17 protein-coding genes and 1 pseudogene are annotated in these 17596 nt (G+C 58.0%); 8 read left to right on the forward strand and 10 right to left on the reverse strand.

The window, feature by feature from the left end; all coding sequences use genetic code 11:
• Nucleotides 1-212: 212 nt before the first annotated feature.
• The 3 genes from ACEN8Z_RS20165 to ACEN8Z_RS20175 all read left to right on the forward strand — a co-directional run bounded on the left by ACEN8Z_RS20165 (nt 213) and on the right by ACEN8Z_RS20175 (nt 2876).
• Entirely contained in the window at nt 213-638 is a 426-nt protein-coding gene (locus ACEN8Z_RS20165; protein ID WP_495595416.1) for an N-acetyltransferase, read from the forward strand.
• A 190-nt stretch (nt 639-828) separates the two neighbouring features.
• Nucleotides 829-2058 (forward strand): alanine racemase, encoded by a 1230-nt coding sequence (gene alr, locus ACEN8Z_RS20170; RefSeq protein WP_495595417.1) that lies wholly within the window; start codon nt 829-831, stop codon nt 2056-2058.
• 545 nt (nt 2059-2603) lie between these two features.
• Entirely contained in the window at nt 2604-2876 is a 273-nt protein-coding gene (locus ACEN8Z_RS20175; RefSeq protein WP_277537034.1) for a DUF2790 domain-containing protein, read from the forward strand.
• A 56-nt stretch (nt 2877-2932) separates the two neighbouring features.
• Here ACEN8Z_RS20175 and ACEN8Z_RS20180 read toward each other — a convergent pair whose 3' ends face one another.
• The 5 genes from ACEN8Z_RS20180 to ACEN8Z_RS20200 all read right to left on the reverse strand — a co-directional run bounded on the left by ACEN8Z_RS20180 (nt 2933) and on the right by ACEN8Z_RS20200 (nt 9034).
• Complete coding sequence (locus ACEN8Z_RS20180) at nt 2933-3865, reverse strand: LysR family transcriptional regulator (protein ID WP_495595418.1); 933 nt, start codon at nt 3863-3865, stop codon at nt 2933-2935.
• Between the two features lie 64 nt (nt 3866-3929).
• Complete coding sequence (locus tag ACEN8Z_RS20185) at nt 3930-4880, reverse strand: aldo/keto reductase (RefSeq protein ID WP_495595419.1); 951 nt, start codon at nt 4878-4880, stop codon at nt 3930-3932.
• 23 nt (nt 4881-4903) lie between these two features.
• Entirely contained in the window at nt 4904-6382 is a 1479-nt protein-coding gene (locus ACEN8Z_RS20190; RefSeq protein WP_495595420.1) for an efflux transporter outer membrane subunit, read from the reverse strand.
• Between the two features lie 19 nt (nt 6383-6401).
• Nucleotides 6402-7898 carry a DHA2 family efflux MFS transporter permease subunit gene (locus ACEN8Z_RS20195; RefSeq protein WP_495595421.1) on the reverse strand — a complete coding sequence of 499 codons (1497 nt, stop codon included), beginning with the start codon at nt 7896-7898 and terminating at the stop codon, nt 6402-6404.
• The gene (locus tag ACEN8Z_RS20200; protein WP_495595422.1) at nt 7898-9034 is read right to left on the reverse strand and encodes an HlyD family secretion protein; all 1137 of its coding nucleotides are present in this window, start codon (nt 9032-9034) and stop codon (nt 7898-7900) included. The genes ACEN8Z_RS20195 and ACEN8Z_RS20200 overlap by 1 nt, the downstream gene beginning before the upstream one ends.
• 260 nt (nt 9035-9294) lie before the next feature.
• Here ACEN8Z_RS20200 and ACEN8Z_RS20205 point away from each other — a divergent pair, with 260 nt between their 5' ends.
• Entirely contained in the window at nt 9295-9921 is a 627-nt protein-coding gene (locus ACEN8Z_RS20205) for a TetR/AcrR family transcriptional regulator (protein WP_495595423.1), read from the forward strand.
• Entirely contained in the window at nt 9914-10435 is a 522-nt protein-coding gene (mug, locus tag ACEN8Z_RS20210) for a G/U mismatch-specific DNA glycosylase (RefSeq protein ID WP_495595424.1), read from the forward strand. The genes ACEN8Z_RS20205 and mug overlap by 8 nt, the downstream gene beginning before the upstream one ends.
• Nucleotides 10436-10579: 144 nt before the next feature.
• Here the strand turns inward: mug and ACEN8Z_RS20215 are convergent, their stop codons facing one another.
• Both ACEN8Z_RS20215 and ACEN8Z_RS20220 read right to left on the reverse strand, forming a co-directional pair.
• Nucleotides 10580-11662 (reverse strand): sterol desaturase family protein, encoded by a 1083-nt coding sequence (locus ACEN8Z_RS20215; protein ID WP_495595425.1) that lies wholly within the window; start codon nt 11660-11662, stop codon nt 10580-10582.
• Between the two features lie 77 nt (nt 11663-11739).
• Entirely contained in the window at nt 11740-12402 is a 663-nt protein-coding gene (locus ACEN8Z_RS20220) for a hypothetical protein (protein WP_495595426.1), read from the reverse strand.
• Nucleotides 12403-12553: 151 nt separating this feature from the next.
• On the opposite strand from ACEN8Z_RS20220, the gene ACEN8Z_RS20225 reads away from it, so the two are divergent.
• Nucleotides 12554-12925 (forward strand): DUF3302 domain-containing protein, encoded by a 372-nt coding sequence (locus tag ACEN8Z_RS20225; protein ID WP_007999042.1) that lies wholly within the window; start codon nt 12554-12556, stop codon nt 12923-12925.
• 3 nt (nt 12926-12928) lie between these two features.
• The gene (locus tag ACEN8Z_RS20230; protein WP_495595427.1) at nt 12929-13888 is read left to right on the forward strand and encodes an HlyD family secretion protein; all 960 of its coding nucleotides are present in this window, start codon (nt 12929-12931) and stop codon (nt 13886-13888) included.
• Nucleotides 13889-13946: 58 nt separating this feature from the next.
• Here the strand turns inward: ACEN8Z_RS20230 and ACEN8Z_RS20235 are convergent.
• From ACEN8Z_RS20235 to ACEN8Z_RS20245, 3 genes and pseudogenes are all read right to left on the reverse strand, one after another.
• Nucleotides 13947-14033, reverse strand: a pseudogene (locus tag ACEN8Z_RS20235) (methyl-accepting chemotaxis protein); the annotation flags it as partial.
• Between the two features lie 1501 nt (nt 14034-15534).
• The gene (locus ACEN8Z_RS20240; RefSeq protein ID WP_495595428.1) at nt 15535-15945 is read right to left on the reverse strand and encodes a hypothetical protein; all 411 of its coding nucleotides are present in this window, start codon (nt 15943-15945) and stop codon (nt 15535-15537) included.
• 408 nt (nt 15946-16353) lie between these two features.
• Nucleotides 16354-16743 carry an HdeA/HdeB family chaperone gene (locus tag ACEN8Z_RS20245; protein WP_495595429.1) on the reverse strand — a complete coding sequence of 130 codons (390 nt, stop codon included), beginning with the start codon at nt 16741-16743 and terminating at the stop codon, nt 16354-16356.
• 394 nt (nt 16744-17137) lie between these two features.
• Here ACEN8Z_RS20245 and ACEN8Z_RS20250 point away from each other — a divergent pair, with 394 nt between their 5' ends.
• On the forward strand, nt 17138-17596 hold the full coding sequence (locus ACEN8Z_RS20250) for a MerR family transcriptional regulator (protein WP_495595430.1): 459 nt from the start codon (nt 17138-17140) through the stop codon (nt 17594-17596).

Here is a 17596-nt window from a genome sequence, read left to right on the forward strand (position 1 = left end):
GGCAGGCCGTACGGGGCGATACTCATGCCAGCGGCCCAAACAGACTGTCAACGCCCAGAGCAAACCGGTGCTGGCGTTGGCGGTCACAGATCCAGCGCCATGTATTGCTGATCGATCAGAATCAGTGCCAGGCAGATCTGCAAACGGAGGACCGTTGCGCGGAGCACGCATATGACACAATGTTTTCTTCCTGACTCAATCGTTGAGGCCTCATGATCCGCGACTTTCGAAACGTTGACCTGGAGCCCGTACTGGACATTTGGCTACGAGCGTCAATCCAGGCGCATCACTTCATAGCCCCCGAATTCTGGCGTAGCCAGCTTGATGCTATGCGTGAGGTCTACCTGCCCGGCGCCATGTCCCGAGTGTTTGAGGCAGACGGGACGGTAGCAGGATTCTGCTCTGTATATGGAGACACACTTGCGGCGCTATTCGTATCGCCTGAATGTCAGAGGGACGGTATTGGTACGCAGCTTCTCGTGGACGCCATGGCATCCAAGTCAACTCTACAGCTGACTGTGTATTCGGCGAATGCGCGTAGTATCCATTTCTATGAGAACCAGGGCTTTGTAGTTCTCAATGAACAACTGGACGCGCACACTGGCCACCTTGAGAAGGTGATGCGCTGGGTCGCCTGATCTGACTAATGTAGCTACAGGCGAAGCGATCCCCGACTTGCACATTGCAGACACCGGTACCCACAACGGCCGCGAACAAATTCCTTACATGTTTTTACATCTTCGAACGTAGCGTACAACGGCAACTTACATCGCCTTCCAATAATCGGTATCGGAATAATAAAAAGACCGATTACATGGAGAGTTTCAAATGCCCTTTACCCGTACTGTTCTAGCGTTGTCCCTCGGCCTGTTTTTTTTGCAGAGCCAGGCCCAGGCGGCGCCGCCGCTGTCGCTCACTAACGGCAACTCCGAGCTGACTGCGCAAATCAGTAATGCCTGGATTGAAATCGACAAGACCGCGTTAGAGCACAATATCCGTACCCTGCAAGCCGAGTTGGCCGGCAAGTCGAAACTCTGTGCGGTACTGAAAGCCGATGCTTATGGTCATGGTATCGGGTTGGTGATGCCTTCGGTGATCGCGCTCGGTGTACCGTGTGTGGCGGTCGCCAGTAACGAAGAGGCTCGAGTGGTTCGCGAAAGCGGCTTTAAAGGCCAGTTAATCCGTGTTCGCACCGCTTCCCTGGGGGAGCTGGAAAATGCTCTGCAGTACAACATCGAGGAACTGGTTGGCAACCTCGATTTCGCCCGCCAGGCGGCCGATCTTGCACATAAGCACGGTCGCAAACTGCAGGTTCACATCGGCCTTAACTCAAGCGGCATGAGTCGTAACGGCGTGGAAATGGCCACCGAACAGGGCAAGAAAGACGCCGTGGCAATCACAAAGGTACCGAATCTGGAAGTGGTCGCAATCATGACCCACTTCGCGGTGGAGGATAAGGACGACGTACGCAAGGGCCTGGCAACCTTCAACGAACAAGCGGCCTGGCTGATGGACGTGGCCCAGCTCGATCGCAAGAAAATCACCCTGCACGCGGCCAACTCCTTCGCCACCCTGGAAGTACCCGAATCGCGCCTGGACATGGTGCGCCCGGGCGGCGCGTTGTTTGGCGATACCGTCATTTCGCGCACTGAATATCGGCGCGTGATGCAATTCAAGTCGCATGTGGCCTCGGTCAATAACTATCCCGCTGGAAACACAGTGGGTTACGACCGCACCTTCACCCTGACACGTGATTCGAAACTTGCCAACATCACGGTCGGTTACTCCGATGGGTATCGCCGCGTGTTCACCAATAAAGGCGTGGTATTGATCAATGGTCATCGCGTGCCGGTGGTAGGCAAGGTTTCGATGAACACCGTGATGGTCGATGTCTCGGATGCACCCGACGTCAAGGCAGGTGATGAAGTAGTGCTGTTTGGCAAGCAAGGCGCAAGCGAAGTCAGCCAGGCTGAAGTCGAAGAGATCAACGGCGCGCTTCTGGCCGACCTCTACACCGTCTGGGGCAGCGCCAACCCGAAAATACTGGTCGAGAAGTAATCCCGCCACCATCGTAAATTACAGGGTGCGCTCATTCGGGCACAGTTTTGCCAAGCGCGGAAAAGCTCAAATGTATGGCAGGGACCGACAGGAGAGAGGTCGCACTCTCTTGTCGGAAGGTGACCATTATGTTTTTTCCGCGCTGACTCAATGTATCAGTTAAGCAATTTCAGCCGCGACACCCTTTGTAGCAGCTGCCGAGCCCGCGAGGCTGCGTTCGGCTGCGAAGCAGTCGTGAGCCCAGCTGACGCGGCCTGCCTGACGTAACGCAATGACGGATTTTACGACTGCTTCGCAGCCGAACGCAGCCTCGCGGGCTCGGCTGCTGCTACAGATCGCATTACCGTTTTACTGACTGGCATTAGCCAAAGCCCCCTCTATTCATGATCAATCCGGCAACAGTGTTTATCCCGCCGACCGATATTTGCGCCCTTGCCAAACGCCTACCATCGGTTCTACCCAAGTGAGTAAAGCCAAACAGGCGCTATCCACTCACGCGGGAGAAATCATTCAAGGGATAACGCTTTAACCACGAGGTGAAGATCATGAAACTGTTGAACATCGCACTCTTGCTTGCACTTGGCAGCGCCGGCACGCAGGCCTTTGCAGACGACAGCCACTCGACTGCCGCCACGAGCCAACCGCCGGTTGAAACCTACACATACGGCACCAGGCTTGATATCAAGCGCGTCATCGAAGTATCGGAAATCGCCAACGAATGCGGACCGGTTCCGGCGCGCATGACCTATGAAGATTCCCGGGGCCAACGCCGCACCATTGAGTATCAAGTGATGGGCAGTGGGTGCTCGAACGGTTGAACATTGTATGGACGATGGAGGGTCGACACTCCATGCGTACAGCACCAGCCACAACGCTACACAGATGCACCGACAATTTTTTCATCAGACGCCAGCACACCCGGAATGGAATGCTTCAGAAATTCCACCCAGGTTTTTATTTTTGCATCCACGAACTTGCGTGACGGATAGATCGCAAACAGGTTCAATTCTTCAAGCCGATACCCCGGCAATACGCGCACCAATGTCCCCGCCCGCAGGCCCTCGACGGCCGAAGCAATCGGTTGAATGCCAATCCCCATCCCGTTCTTGATCGCGAAGGTCATGGCGTCGGCCGTGTTGACGTGAAAGGGCGACACTGGCGTGCTGAATGTTTCTATCCCCTGCGGACCTTCAAATACCCAGTGCTCGACCGGCATGACCGTGTTGACGATCCGCAGGCAATCATGGCCGCCAAGATCACTCGGCGACTCGGGAATCCCGCGTTGGCTCAGGTACTCAGGTGAGGCGCAGAGAATGCTGTAGGTGATGCCCAGCCGCTGGGCGACGAATCCGGAGTCGGGCAGGTCCCGCGCCAGCACGATCGACATGTCATAGCCCTCCTCCAGCAAATCCGGCAACCGATTGGTCACGGTCAGATCGAACAACACCGAAGGCCAGATTTCTCGGTAGCGGGCAATGGCGCCGATCACGTAATGGTTGCCAATGGCCGACATGGCATGGATTTTCAGCCGGCCTGCGGGCATGACCTGAGCCGTGCCCGCCTCTTCATCGGCTTCGCGCATGTCCTGCAGAATCCGCTCGCAGCGCTGCAAATAGCGCACACCGGCTTCAGTCAACGCCAGGCGCCGGGTGGTCCGGTTGATCAGCCGCGTCCGCAACCTGGCCTCCAGGCTGGAAACGGCTTTTGAAACGTTGGTCGTGGTGGTGTCCAGCATCGCGGCCGCTGCCGTGAAGCTGCCGCTTTGGGCGACCGCCGTGAAACAGCGCAGGGTCTGGAAAACATCCATCGTTTTCACCTCAAGGGATAGGCAAGCAGGACGGTCCTGTGACGGACCGCCCTGGCGTCAGCAACTACTGCTTGCGCGGAATGAATCCGGGGACACCGGTTTCAACCACCGAGTTGAAGCGTATACGGGTTGTGATGTCTTGTTGAATCTCAACCATGGCCCTGAGCGGCAAGGTCGAGATATCGATATTTTCCCGGATGTGGCTCGGCGTTGCCGAGGTGGTCAGGAACGCCACCCCACGTTGCACCGACCAGGCCAGTGCCACCTGGGCCGGGGTTTTCTGCACGCGCCGGGCGATGCCGGTGATCACCGGGTCTTCCAGCACATTCGGTTGCATGCCATGCCCCAGTGGCGCAAACGCCAGCACGATGATTGCGTGCGCCTTGCAGAATTCAAGTAACTCCCACTCCGGCAAATAAGGGTGGGACTCGACCTGCACCACGGCGGGTTTTATCCGGGCGACGGCGACCAGCGCCTTCAGCGCCTCCAGCGTGATATCGGACACACCGATGGACCTGGCCCGTCCCTCATCCACCAGCCGCTCCAGCGCCCGCCACGTCTCGATCAACGTCACGCCATTGTCGTAGATGACGTTGCCCTGCTCGTCCCTCGGGTCCTGGTTTTCGCCGGGTTGAAAGGCAAACGGCGTGTGGATCAGGTAGCAGTCGATGTAGTCCACTTGCAGGCGTTGGCAACTGGCTTCGAACGCGGGCTGGACGCGCTCCGGACGATGGTTGGTGTTCCACAGCTTGGTGGTGATGAACAGCTCCTCGCGGCGGATCTTGCCCGCTTCCAGCACCTCCTTCAGCGCAACGCCAACCTGTGCTTCGTTGCGATAGCGCTCGGCACAATCGAAATGGCGGAAACCGGCGGCCAGCGCTTCCTTGACCGCTTGGGTCGTGGTGGCGAGATCGCGGAACAACGTACCGAATCCAACCGCCGGCATCTCGACCGCCCCATGGTTGAGCACAAATCCGGTATCGCGCAGTCCGTCGTGAAAGGCTTCATAGGTCATGTCTTTACTCCAGGCCGCAGCCATTATTGATACGAAGGTTTCTGCCCGTCGCCGGACGCCACGCGTTGCTCGAACGCGCCGACGGAATTGCCGCCCAGCGCAACAAACAACTGCACGGTGTCGAGGTACTGCGCGGTGTTCACGCGGATCTGTCCCAGCAGCGCCTGCTCATAGGCACGCTCCGCTTCCAGGACCTGGAGGATGCTGTTCTCGCCTTGCGCAAAGGCTTGCCGGTTCAACTGCAAACTGGACTCGGCCGCTCGCAAGGCATCGGTCTGGGCCTGGTGTTCCTCGGCGTCATGGTTGATCGCCTGCAAGGTGTCGGCGACCTGCCCGAACGAGGTAATGACCGTTTGCCGGTAACCGGCGAGCGTCGCCTTGTAACCGTCGACGGCGGCCTGCTGCTGCGCCTTGAGCGTACCGCCATCGAAGAGCGGCCCGGCCAACCCGGCAGCGAACCCCCAGAGTGCCGCGCCGCCATTGCCCGAAGCCGCCTGCGCCAGGGACGCAGACAGCGTGACGTGGGGATAGAGGTTCGCCGTCGCCACACCCACCGCCGCGCTGGCCATATGCAGTTGCGCCTCGGCTTGCAGCACATCCGGACGGTCGTGGGCCATTTCCGAAGGCAGGCTCACCGGCATGTTCGACGGCAAGGCAAACTCGCTCAAGTCGAAGTCGGGAGCGATCCAGTCCGCCGGCCCCTTCCCCGTCAGAATCGACAGCGCATGGCGCGCCGCATCGCGCTGCTGAGCGAGGGGCGGCAATAGCGTGCGGTCCTGGGCGAGACGGGTCTCGGCCAGCGACACATCGATCTGCGTGGTGGAGCCATTGAGGTGGGCCATGCGCACCAGCTCAAGGTTCCTCGCGTCATTGGCCAGCAGCTTTTCCACGGCTTGCATCTGCGCGCTGGCGGAGGCCACCAGCAACGCCTGGCTGGCGACATTGCCGGTCAGGGTCAGGTACGCCGCTTCGTAGCGGTGTTTTTGCAGCTCGGCAAACGCCTGCTGCTGTTCAACCAATCGCTGGTTGCCGCCGAACACATCAAGGTCGAAACCCACCCGCGGTCCAATCGCATAGAAATTGGAGATGGTGGGCTCCTTGGTGTTGTGCACCCGTTGACGGCCCGCCACGGCGCCGAAATCGACCTGCGGATACAGCGCCCCCTGCGCTGCCGCAACAGAAGACGCCGCTTGCCGGATCGTGGCATCGGCGGCCACCAGGTCCAGGTTGCCGTCGATGGCTCGACGAACCACGTGGTCGAGTTTCTGCGAGCGAAAAGCCGTCCACCAGTCGCCACTGACTTTCTTGCCCAGGTTGATGCGTGGGTCAGCGCCGCGGGCAAGACGCTGCTCGGCTTGTGGGTCATAGTGCTGCGACGAACTCGCCGCCGGTGTTTGATAGTCGGGGCCAACGGTGCAGGCCGTCAGGAATGCAAACAGCGACAACCCCGCGATCTTCGTTTGCAGCAGATATCTGTTGATGACCAGCGCATAAGTATTCATTTGGCAAACTCCACGAAAACTAATTGGCCGCAACGGGCTTGCGAAGAAACAACACCAGCGGGCTCACCACCAGCATCACCACCAGCAAAATCTTGAACTGGTCGATCACGGCGATGAACGCGGCCTGGCCGGTGATCATTTCGTTGAGCCCGCCTAGCACCTGCAAGGGCGCCGCAGCCAGCGAATGCGCGGCGGCACGGTACGGCGTCAGGTTGCTGGCCAGCGCCATGTGCATCGCCTGGGTGTTGTTGAAAAAGAACAGTTGGACGATCGCCACCCCCAGCGTGCTGCCGTAGACCCGGGCCAGATTGAACAGGCCAGTGCCTTCGGGGCGCAGTGTCGGGTCGAGCGTACTGAACGCGACCTTGGTCACCGCCGGCATCAGCATGCCCAGGCCCGCGCCCTGGATCGCACCGGCGACGGCCACGGGCCACTCGTCCATCAGCGGCGAATAGCCGAGCATCAACCAGTTGGCGTAAACCACCACCGCCACGCCTGCCGCCACGAAGGGACGACGGTCGAAGCGCTCGGGAACCCGGCCCATCAGCAGAAAGGCGCCGACCAGTCCCATGCCACGGGGAATCGTCAGGGCACCGGTGGTGTCAGGCGGGTAGCCGAGAATCTCGTCCAGCATCGGCGAGGTCAGGGCCATGGTCGACAACAACACAAAACCGAGGGCGAAAAAGATCACCGTCGACAAAACGAAGTTGCGGTCCTTGAGCAAGCGTTTGTTGAGGAAATGCACGTTCGAGGTCAGCACATGCACCACAAACAGGTAGATCCCCAGCGCAGACGCCACGGCTTCCAGCCATATTTCGGGCGAGGCGAACCAGTCCAGGCGCTCACCACGGTCGAGCAGCATTTGCAGACTGATCATGCCAAGGGTGAAGGTGCCAAAACCGAAGAAATCGAACGCCGGAGGTTTCTCGGCCTTCTTCTGCGCCAGCAACAGCGCTACCACCAGGAAGATAAACACCGACAGTGGCACGCTGAGGTAGAACATCGGCCGCCAGCCAAAATGCTCGGCGATCCAGCCACCGATACTCGGGCCGCTGACGATGCCGAACAGCACGATGGCGGTCCAGTTCGCACCAAACTTTGCGCGTTTTTCCAGCGGCAAGGTTTCCGTGGCAATCGCCATCGACAGCGGTGCCAGCACGCCACTGGCGATGCCTTGAACGATGCGCGCACCCACGAATTCCAGCGGCGTCGTCGCTGCCGTTACGAGCAACAGGCCAAGGACGAACACTGCCAGCGCCGCCTGATACACCAACTTCAAGCCAAAGCGCCCGGCCAGCCACTGCGCGAGCGGCATGCTGATCGCACTCGCGGCCAGGTACGCAGTGAAAATCCACCCCGCCTGATCGTCGCTCATCGACAGGCTGCCCTGAATCAACCTGAGTGCAGAGTTCGGCAGCGGCAGGTTCGCCGACTGCATATAGGTCGCCAGCAAGGCGGCCAGCCTGAGCGAACGCGCGCCCTCCCCACCGGGGCTTACCACCGATTGGGCGTTCATCAGAAGTTACCTGCGGTCAGCAACGCCTTGAGCGGATGCCACCAAGGGTTGCTGAACCGGGTGTCGATCCTCACCGTGGCGCTGGTCCCGGAGAACAGCGGCAACGCCGGGTCCACTTCGTCGAGCTCGAGCCGTACCGGCACCCGCTGCGTCACCTTAACCCAATTGCCTGTCGCATTCTCCGGCGGCAGCAGCGCGAAATCCGACCCGGCCCCCGGGCTCATACTGGTGACGTGGGCCTTGAACACGCGATCCGGGTAGGTGTCGATACGGATGGTGGCCTCCTGGCCCGGGCGCATGTGGGTCACGTCGGTCTCGCGGAAGTTGGCCTCGATCCAGATCTCGTGACCGGACAACAAGGCAAAGGCCGGCGCGCCGTTGTTGAGATGGTTGCCCACCTGCAAGTCGTCGACCTTGGCCACGATGCCATCCTGCGGTGCATACACCGTGGTGTACGAGAGGTATAACTGCGCCTCGTCGAGCTGCGCCCTGGCCTCGCGAACCGTCGGGTGGCTATCGGCATCGATGTCCGGATTGCCGTTCAGGGCCACCACGGTGCTGGCGATCTGTTGCTCGATGGACGCGATCCGTTGCCGCGCCACCTTCACGTCGGTGTCGGCCCGCTCGTAAATCGACTTCGAAACGAACTCGGTCGCGACCAGTGCTTTCTTGCGGGCAAAATCCTTCTGGTCGAAGTCGGCCGACTCTTTCGCCGATTGCAGTTCCGCCTGTTGCTGGCGATAGCTGGCCTTGAGCCCGTCGATACGCAACCGCGCCACGCTCAGTTGCGCTTGCGCACGGTCGACGGCGATCTGGAAAGGTTTCGGGTCGATCCGGAACAACACCTGGCCCTTGTGGACCTGCTGATTGTCTTCGACAGCGATGTCCACCACCTGCCCGGAGATCCGCGCATTGATCGATGCCTTCGCCACCCGGGCATAAGCATTATCGGTCGAAACATACGCCTGCCCCGACACATGGTGGGCATAACCCGCCGCCGCGAAGAGGATGGGAACACCCACCATCAGCCATGGACGCAGGGTCTGTCTCAACGGTTTCCTGATGGAGGCGTCAGTCGGGTTGGGGCCAGGCTGCCCGAAGGTCTGTTGCGCCTGGATATCGAACGGTTTGGTCATGATCGAGTTCACCTTTAGCCGGGTAATCGGGCCGGCATCGGCAACAAGCGCCGGCGGCCCGCAGGTCAATAACTGCTGTAAACAAGCAAGCCCGTGCGCGGTCAGGAGGATCGCTCCCACCGCGTCGGTTTCGTCGCCGCAACACTCAGTTCGCGCTCGGCTACAACAAACCCTGGATCAAGGAATTTCTGATTCCTTAATTTTGTGCGATGGTGTAAGAATATCCCTCGACCCACCTTCTCACAAGGTTTTTGTACGACATGGCACAAAATAAATCGACAGAGGGCAAAGGCCGCGGCCGCCCTCGGGCCTACGACCCGCAGACAGCCTTGCAGCAGGCACTCGGTGTGTTCTGGAACACCGGCTATTCCGGCGCGTCCCTGGACAGCATCGCCACCGCCGCCGGCATGAATCGCCCCAGCCTCTATGCGGCATTCGGCGACAAACACGCGCTCTATATCAAAGCGCTGGAGCAATATTGGGAGTTTGCCGCGGCGGCCATGCACGAGGCGCTGACGGACCTGGATCTGCCGTTGACCGAGGCCTTGCAGCGTTTCTACGAAGGGCAGTTATCGATTTACTTCTCGGGAGACGGCCAGCCCCGCGGTTGCTTCGCCATCGGCACGGCAACCACCGAAGCCGTCGAGGACCCGGAAATTCGTGAGGTGCTTTCCGACCGGTTGAGCCGGCTGGATGCCGATCTGGAGATTCGATTGCAAGCGGCTAAAAATGCCGGCGAGCTGAATGGCGATGCAGACCCGGCAGCCCTTGCCGTACTCGCCTCCTCCCTGCTGCATAGCATTTCGATCCGTGCCCGGGCCGGTAAATCCCGGGCCGAGCTGACGGAACTCGCACGCCAGGCGATCAGAGTGATCTGCGGTGAGTGAAAAACTCGAAGATATTCTTGCCGGGCAGTTAGCCGTGATCTTTTGCGGGATCAATCCCGGAATGACTGCCGCTGCCCAAGGGCACCATTTTGCCGGACGCGGCAATCGCTTCTGGCGCACGCTCCATCTCGCCGGGTTTACCCCCGAGCAAGTGCAACCGGAAAACGATCGGACGATCTTGCGCTACCACTGCGGGTTGACCGCAGTGGTCCAGCGGCCGACGGCCAGTGCGGATCAGTTGTCCTTGCACGAGTTCACCGCTGCAGCTACGGAGTTCGAACAGAAAATCGCCCGCCATGCGCCGCGTTTCGTGGCGTTTCTGGGCAAGGCGGCGTATTGCGCGCTGTCCGGTCAGCGCGACATTGCCTGGGGCCTGCAAACCAAAACCTTCGGCAATGCCTCGGTCTGGATCCTGCCCAACCCCAGCGGGAGAAATCGTGGGTTCAGCCTCGAGCAACTGGTAACGGCCTACCGTGAACTGCGGCTGGCCGTCGACGAAAACCGGCGGGGGTAATCACGTCGGCGGAATCGTCGCCAGCACACCGATCAGAATGGTCAACAGCAGAAAACCGCCGAGAAAAATCGTCATCTTGGCCATGCGGCCTCCCACGCTATGAATTGGCGGTACAGAGGCGCCGAGCGCTGCCGTACCGGAGATTTATTGTGGGCTGGCGGCTGTATCCGTTACAGAGGCAGATCGCACTGAAAAATACGGATCAGATCCGCTTTCACGCTGTGCTTTCGGGCGTATTGCACAGAGGATCTTGCGGGCGATGTCCACAAACGGCGTGACGATCACCCCCTTCATCGTCAGGTAACGCTCGTGATCCTGTTCCCCGGTGCCGAAATGGATGGCCTCGGGTGTGGACCGGGTGACGTAGAGGGTGCCGAACATCCAGTCCCACAGCGACAGATTGATGCCGAAGTTCTTGTTGAAGTGTCGCGGCGCATCGCTGTGATGAATCTGGTGTTGCGCCGGACTGCTCAGTACCCGCTCAAGCACCGGCCCGAAGGAAAACCACACATGGCTGTGACGCAGGTTGGCCGCCAGGGCATTGAAGATGAACACCATGTAGGTCACGCCAAACAAGGTATAGCGGCTGATCTCCCCACCGCAGGCGTACCAGAAGACCCCGGCAAACGCGCCGACACAGACGGTATCCGTCAGTTTCTCGACTACCTCTTCCAGAAAATGCACACGGCTGGCCGTCGCCGGCACCAGCACGGGCGCCGAATGATGGACTTTGTGGAAGGCCCACAAATACCGCGAATGAAAAGCGCGATGACCCCAGTAGTGGCTGAAATCCTTGACCAGAAATACGCCCAGCCCATAGAGCAGGGTCAGCGCCAGGTGCTCCTCCACTTGCGTGCGCGCGCCCCACAGGTGGGTGAAGAACGCGATGTAGTCCGCTGAACGCAAGACATACGGATCGACCAGGCCGACGATGGGCAGCACCAGGGCAACCTTGAGAATGGCGAGTACGAAGTAATAGCGGTAGTCGAGCAACGCCGAGCGGTGCAGGTAAACCCGGCGGCCGCCGATGAACTGTCCGAACGAGCGTGCGTCGGTCAGGCCCCGGGATTTGCGCAAGCGGAACAGGCAATAAGCGACGCTGTAAGACATGCAGAGAAAGGATAGACCGAGTCTGCCGTTGAAGTCGAAAATGCCCAGGAACTGCCGGGTGACCGGCTCGATCACCCACTGGGATAAATAAAGATGGATAGCGGCAAGAACATCCATACCAGGCTGCCCGACGTAAATGGAAGGGCAATTGTAAATGAGAATGAGTCTTTAGTGTGTTGAATTATGCCAAGTTGTTATCCACCCAGCGCAATAATTGCCAGGATCAGCACGGCCCCCACGACGGCCATGATCACCCCACCCTGCCATTGCGTGGCACCAGCGTACCTGGCGAGCATCCAGCCGGCGATGAACAGCACCACGAGGCCGACCAGGTTGGACAGGCGGATGGCGAGTGCCGTCTGATCGAGCAGTATGAACGGCACTACCAGTGGAAATGTCGAGCACACGACCAACAGGAAAACACCGAGAGCACCCTTGTAGTCGTTCCAGCCGAGGCCGGCCCTGGTTGGCAAGGGAGGCTGCTCGAGCAGCCGACGGCGCAACAACTCCAGGCCTTCGCTGCCGGCCGCCGCCGCGAACTGCAACGGCAACACTTGGGCAACGAGCGCCTGCCCGGCCGCGGCGTCCGTTCCATTGCGCAACGTGAGGTACAGATTGATCCTGCGCGTGCGCTCGACCAGTGCGCGCAACAGGTACATGACCGCATCGGCCAGTCCCCAGGCGAGATTGCAACCGAGTGCGGCAATCATCATCGTGCGTTCGGCTGCCTGGTCTGCCGTGGCCACACTGATAGTGCCGGTGAACGTCATGGCCATCAGCAGGCCGAAGATCACCTCGGTAATGCGCTCGACAGGGTCAAGTACAGGCACCCGTTCGAATTGACTATTGCCTGGCATGATTTCACCTCGCTGGGGTCTGCCTGCACGATACCGGTCGACGCTTCGGCCAGGCACCGGTCGCTCAGGCTGGATATCCGCGTTCCCGTCAAGTGTAGATTGAACGGCTACACTCATGCGCACACGTCACCTGTTTCAAAAGGAGTGATTCATGCTTGATTACTTCGCGCTGGGCATACTGATATTTGTCGGGCTCGTCTTGTTCTACGGGATCATCCTGCTCCACGACATCCCCTATGAAATTGCCGTCCACCGCAACCACCCTCACCAGGATGCGATCCACGCCACCGGCTGGGTCAGCCTGTTCACCTTGCACGCACTCTGGCCATTCCTGTGGATCTGGGCGATGGCCTATCGGGAGGACCGGGGTTGGGGTTTCAGTGACGGACATTCAGCAAAAAGTCATGTGGTTCACCTCGAACAACAGGTTGCCGAACTGCAAGGGCGGATCGAGCGCCTCGAGGCGGCAACCGGCACTGCCCAGAGCAGGCTGCCAACGGACAATCTCGGCGAGGGCCTCTGAGCCATGGATCTTTTACTCATTCTGACGTATGCCGCACTCTGCGTTGCCATCTTCAAGATCTTCCGCATCCCCCTGAACAAATGGACGGTGCCCACGGCGGTGCTGGGCGGGATCGTGATTATTGGCGCGCTGATTTTCACGATGAACTACAACCACCCTTACTCCGAGGTGGCGCGCTCCTATTTCGTATCGGTTCCGGTAATTCCCGTGGTCAGCGGCCAGGTGATCGACGTGCCGGTCAAGACCAACCAGCCCCTGGAAAAAGGCGATGTGCTGTTTCGCATCGATCCCACGCCTTTCGAATACCGTCTGAAATCCCTCAGGGCACAACTGATTGTCGCCCAGGCCGATCGCGCCCGGATCACCGAGCTGATCAAGCGTAATTTCGCCACCCAACGGGAACTGGACGTCGTGGTCGCTCGCAGTGATGACCTGAAGGCACAACTGGACAACGTGCAGTACGAACTCGACAACACCACGGTCCGCGCGCCGAGCAAAGGCTTCGTCACCCACGTTTCGTTGCGTCCGGGCATGATGGCGACCAAGTTGCCGCTGCGCCCTTCGATGGTCTTCATTCCCGCCGAAGGGCATTACTTCGCCGCGTGGATGCGGCAGAACAGCCTGTTGCGCCTGACAGAGGGCGACGAGGCCGAAGTCGCTTTCGACGGCATTCCCGGGAAGGTGTTCGAAGGCAAGGTCAAAAACGTGATTTCGGTCATCGCCGAAGGCCAGGTTCAACCGTCGGGCACGCTGATCGGCTTCACCGGTTCACCACCGGCCGGCCGGGTTCCGGTAATCATTGAAATCACCGATCCCGACTATGCCCAGTACGCCGACCAGATGCCCGGCGGGGCCTACGGCCAGGCGGCGCTGTACAGCCAGCATTTCCATCACATCGCGATGATGCGCAAGATCCTGCTGCGCATGGCTGCATGGATGAACTACATCTTCCCGTTCCACTAACCCTGCAACGATAGCAACTGGCTCAATCCTTGAATTGGGTCAGTTGCACGACTCCCTGGCGCACCGCCAACTGCCGCACTTCATCCTCCACCACCGCAAACCCGCGACCCTGCTCCCCTGCCCGCGCAGCTTCAATCGCCGCGTTGCACAGTCAACGCTCACGCTAACTGAAAGTCCGCCATCGTCGGAGCGCCGCCCGGACCAGGCTCACTTGCATGTTTAGACTTGAAGAGGTGCACGAACTGCTTGTCCGGGTCCAACACGGCTGACCGGCTGGTCTTTCCAGTCGGTGTAGTACAGGTTGGCGCGAGTACGCAGGTGCAGGTAGGAGGTCAGGAGAAGAAGGTCAAACCGTGGATCGCACCATTGCGGTGTTTGAGCTATCGGGATCGTCGAGCGAAGTATCGAGGGACGTGGCGCTAGAAAATCCAGTTCAGCAGCAGGTGCGAGGCAATCCAGTGAGACGCCTGGGTCACCCCCAATGCCAGCAGGGTGCACACGAACAGGTAGCCCGCAAAGAACTTGAACATCGCGCTCTTTTCCACACAGCCCTCCCGGCTTTGCAGCCAAACAGGGCGTTCAATGTGAATGTGTAAACATTACGACGGCCGCCTCGCCCGTAAGGCTTCGATGGCAGGAATGGTCTTCAGTTCCATAGGCTGGGTAATTGCACAGACTTGCCCACCCAATTGCATTCGACCTGACCAGTCGTTTGCCTCGAATTTGACCATCACGCTTTGTGACCATGACCGGCAGAGAACGACCCGGGCTGTGTGAAAACGCATGCGCTGTTTCGAAGTGTGCGTTGCTACGTGAATCTGCCAGCGTTTGGCTAACCAGCAGACTGGAAGTTTGCGCAGGAACGCGCTTTTCGTTCCAGTCCTGACTGCCAAACCTGCTCCAAAACGTTTTCACACAGCCTGGACCAGAAGCTGCCGGTCGTCAGTGGACTTGGTAGCCAGAGTGTTTAAAAGGGTATGACCCGTTTTGAAGTCTGCGTTGCTACCTAAAACCTGCCAGCGCTTGGTCAATCAGCGGTTATGAAATTTGCGCCGGGTCGCGATTTTCGTTCTGGTTCTGACTGTCAAACCTACTCTAAAATGTGGGCTACTTACTTGCAAATCAGTGGAGCTATTCCCTTGACGGGCTCCCGATGCGGGGAGTTATTAAGCATGGTTAGCTTGCTTATCTTGAACTTGCACCCGCTCGATGTATTGCTCACTAGAACAACTTCATATTGCGATCCGGATTCAGTGGGGAAGCTTAGACCGCCAAGGCAGCGTCCAGGGAAGGGGGTAACAGCTATGTTGAGAGTCTGCCCACCTTTGAAGGAGTATTCTGCTGCTTCCCGCGAGTCGGGATATGGAGAGCCAATCATTCCTACTCTTTTTGGGGGACGCCCGCGTAATGACTCTATAAAGTTGTCGACTGGATTGTCAAAAACTACAAGTGCACCGTTGTTGCAGTCTGTCTCTGGATATAGGTTAATCCAGCCCATCTCGCGCGGTGATACAAAACGAACCTTAGTGGAGGTTGCACTACTATCTTCGATTAATGGCATTTTCTGAGAAACACACCCTGTTGCCCCAATCAGCAACACCACACAAAGAAATGATAAATTTAGCCTCATAGTCCCTTCCTTGGATCTATTCGATGGTGTTTATTTCTTTATACTCAGCTTTGACGGCAACTCCGTCCATCACAGGCTTGGCTGTGAATAGATAGGTCTTGCCAGGCTTGGCTTCGACTCTAACTACTGGAAAGGCTGTGGCATTTCTAAAATGGACTCTTAGTATAACTCCATATGTCCCTGGAGGGATTTTTATCTGGCTATAGTCTATGAAGGCTTTTGACTCTACTAAAGGACTACCCGTGCTTGGGTACACTGCGATTAGGGTTGTTGATAGCCCGTCCGAAGACCAGTTGTTGTCCGGTTTAAAGTAGGCGCTTGCTTCATTGGCAAGTGCCTCCGCCCCCGGTGCAACAATTTTTTGTGAACAGCCTGATATCTGAACTGCAATGGTTAGGATGTATAGGATATGTATAATTTTTCTCATGTTTTGTCTGCAAGCTCTGATTAGTGGAGGCGGGAAGTAATTTTGATGCCAGCTTTTAAAGGCAGACATAGGTCGTCAAAACTGCTGGATCCATGTCGAAATAAAATACTAAACCTCATCAGTGTTAATAGCTATAATCGGGGCACATCTCCAATGATATAGTCAGTAGAAAGTTAAATCGCTCCCCAAGCCATGAGGCGAGTTGATATCATATGGCCACTGCGCAGTCAACGCCTTGCTTATAATGGCCTGTAATTTCATCTATATTTTATTCCTCACGCTAACGTTTAAATTTAAAAGGGGACGAATCTATTGCTTGGACGTGGACGAAAACATAAATCTGTCGCCTTTCTGCTGCATTTCTCCCCGCCGCTGTCCGACCCAAGCCCCTTTCATGGATGACATAGATCAGGGTTTCCAGTCCGGCGCACGAAACGCTGAATCAATCGATTTCTCCAGTTCATGATCCAAAGCTACTGCCCCCATCCAAATAGGAGCTAGGGGTACCTGTTCGCAGAAATTGTCGAGATGGGGTAAGTACATCGATACTGCGGGTAGCAGATATACAGCCGCTTTCTGTTGCTCCGGTTTAACACGCTCCATCCGCTCAATATTCTGGCCGCTTAAAAAACCCTGTACCCAACTGATAACGCTGGTTTCAAAAACCTCGCTCGGAGTTTTGCGGTACTTTAGGTAATCCTCGCAAGTCAACGCGCCCATACCAGCGAGGCTTTGGCCTGCTCCGTGAGCTGTGCTGGAGAAAAGCAAAATAGCCAAGAGCAAACGTGCCTGATTCAATTGAGTGTCCTTACTGACGAAATGGCCTTTTTTTGATGGCATTACGCTATCAAGATTTTTTGCTCCGCGCTAGATTGGCTTGAAGTAGGACCGGCAACATTGAGTTGGTTTCAGCCGGTCGTGACAGGCAGAAAACGGGACAAAGCTGCCTGCCGAAAACGGTACCAAATGCAGACTGACCGATCGTCACCAATTGGATCAAAGCCAATACATGAGCGCAATGGTATACAACCAGCCGATGCTGAGGGTGATAATCAGGTAGATCACCACAAGCATCAGAGGCTGACTCCACATGACACACCTCCTATAACCACGGATCGTTCTCTCCCTTGAACTGAACTAACCTAGAATCACTTTACACTCCGTACCTAGGTACAGAATCAAGGGGCGTGCGATGGAGACAGGGCTGAGTATTGGCATGTTGGCGGAAGCTGCCGGGATGAACGTCGAGACTATTCGCTATTACCAGCGACGTGGCTTGCTGGTTGAGCCGCCAAAGCCACTCAGCGGTTATCGATGCTATCTACCGGAACAGGTCAAACGGCTGCGCTTCATCAAGAGGGCGCAGGTGCTGGGATTTACGCTGGATGAGGTGGGCGCACTGCTGACACTGGATGCGGCCTGCACTTGTAGTGAGACTCGGGCACTGGCCGTGCACAAGCTGGCCCTGATCGAGCAAAAGATGGCCGACCTTGCCGCCATGCGGCAGGTGCTGGGCGAACTGGCCCTGATCGAGCAAAAGATAGCCGATCTTGCCGCCATGCGGCAGGTGCTGGGCGGACTGGTGCAAGAGTGCGATGCAGGCGACGGCGGGGCCGTTTGCCCAATCATCGATGCGCTGAACAGGGAGTGA

The organism is Pseudomonas sp. Pseusp10 (assembly GCF_059492225.1).

Bases quoted from the DNA above. Each gene is read 5' to 3' on its own strand.
- ACEN8Z_RS20165 (WP_495595416.1), top strand. From the start codon at position 213: ATGATCCGCGACTTTCGAAACGTTGACCTGGAGCCCGTACTGGACATT.
- alr (WP_495595417.1), top strand. From the start codon at position 829: ATGCCCTTTACCCGTACTGTTCTAGCGTTGTCCCTCGGCCTGTTTTTT.
- ACEN8Z_RS20175 (WP_277537034.1), top strand. From the start codon at position 2,604: ATGAAACTGTTGAACATCGCACTCTTGCTTGCACTTGGCAGCGCCGGC.
- ACEN8Z_RS20180 (WP_495595418.1), bottom strand. From the start codon at position 3,865: ATGGATGTTTTCCAGACCCTGCGCTGTTTCACGGCGGTCGCCCAAAGC.
- ACEN8Z_RS20185 (WP_495595419.1), bottom strand. From the start codon at position 4,880: ATGACCTATGAAGCCTTTCACGACGGACTGCGCGATACCGGATTTGTG.
- ACEN8Z_RS20190 (WP_495595420.1), bottom strand. From the start codon at position 6,382: ATGAATACTTATGCGCTGGTCATCAACAGATATCTGCTGCAAACGAAG.
- ACEN8Z_RS20195 (WP_495595421.1), bottom strand. From the start codon at position 7,898: ATGAACGCCCAATCGGTGGTAAGCCCCGGTGGGGAGGGCGCGCGTTCG.
- ACEN8Z_RS20200 (WP_495595422.1), bottom strand. From the start codon at position 9,034: ATGACCAAACCGTTCGATATCCAGGCGCAACAGACCTTCGGGCAGCCT.
- ACEN8Z_RS20205 (WP_495595423.1), top strand. From the start codon at position 9,295: ATGGCACAAAATAAATCGACAGAGGGCAAAGGCCGCGGCCGCCCTCGG.
- ACEN8Z_RS20215 (WP_495595425.1), bottom strand. From the start codon at position 11,662: ATGGATGTTCTTGCCGCTATCCATCTTTATTTATCCCAGTGGGTGATC.
- ACEN8Z_RS20220 (WP_495595426.1), bottom strand. From the start codon at position 12,402: ATGCCAGGCAATAGTCAATTCGAACGGGTGCCTGTACTTGACCCTGTC.
- ACEN8Z_RS20225 (WP_007999042.1), top strand. From the start codon at position 12,554: ATGCTTGATTACTTCGCGCTGGGCATACTGATATTTGTCGGGCTCGTC.
- ACEN8Z_RS20230 (WP_495595427.1), top strand. From the start codon at position 12,929: ATGGATCTTTTACTCATTCTGACGTATGCCGCACTCTGCGTTGCCATC.
- ACEN8Z_RS20240 (WP_495595428.1), bottom strand. From the start codon at position 15,945: ATGAGAAAAATTATACATATCCTATACATCCTAACCATTGCAGTTCAG.
- ACEN8Z_RS20250 (WP_495595430.1), top strand. From the start codon at position 17,138: ATGGAGACAGGGCTGAGTATTGGCATGTTGGCGGAAGCTGCCGGGATG.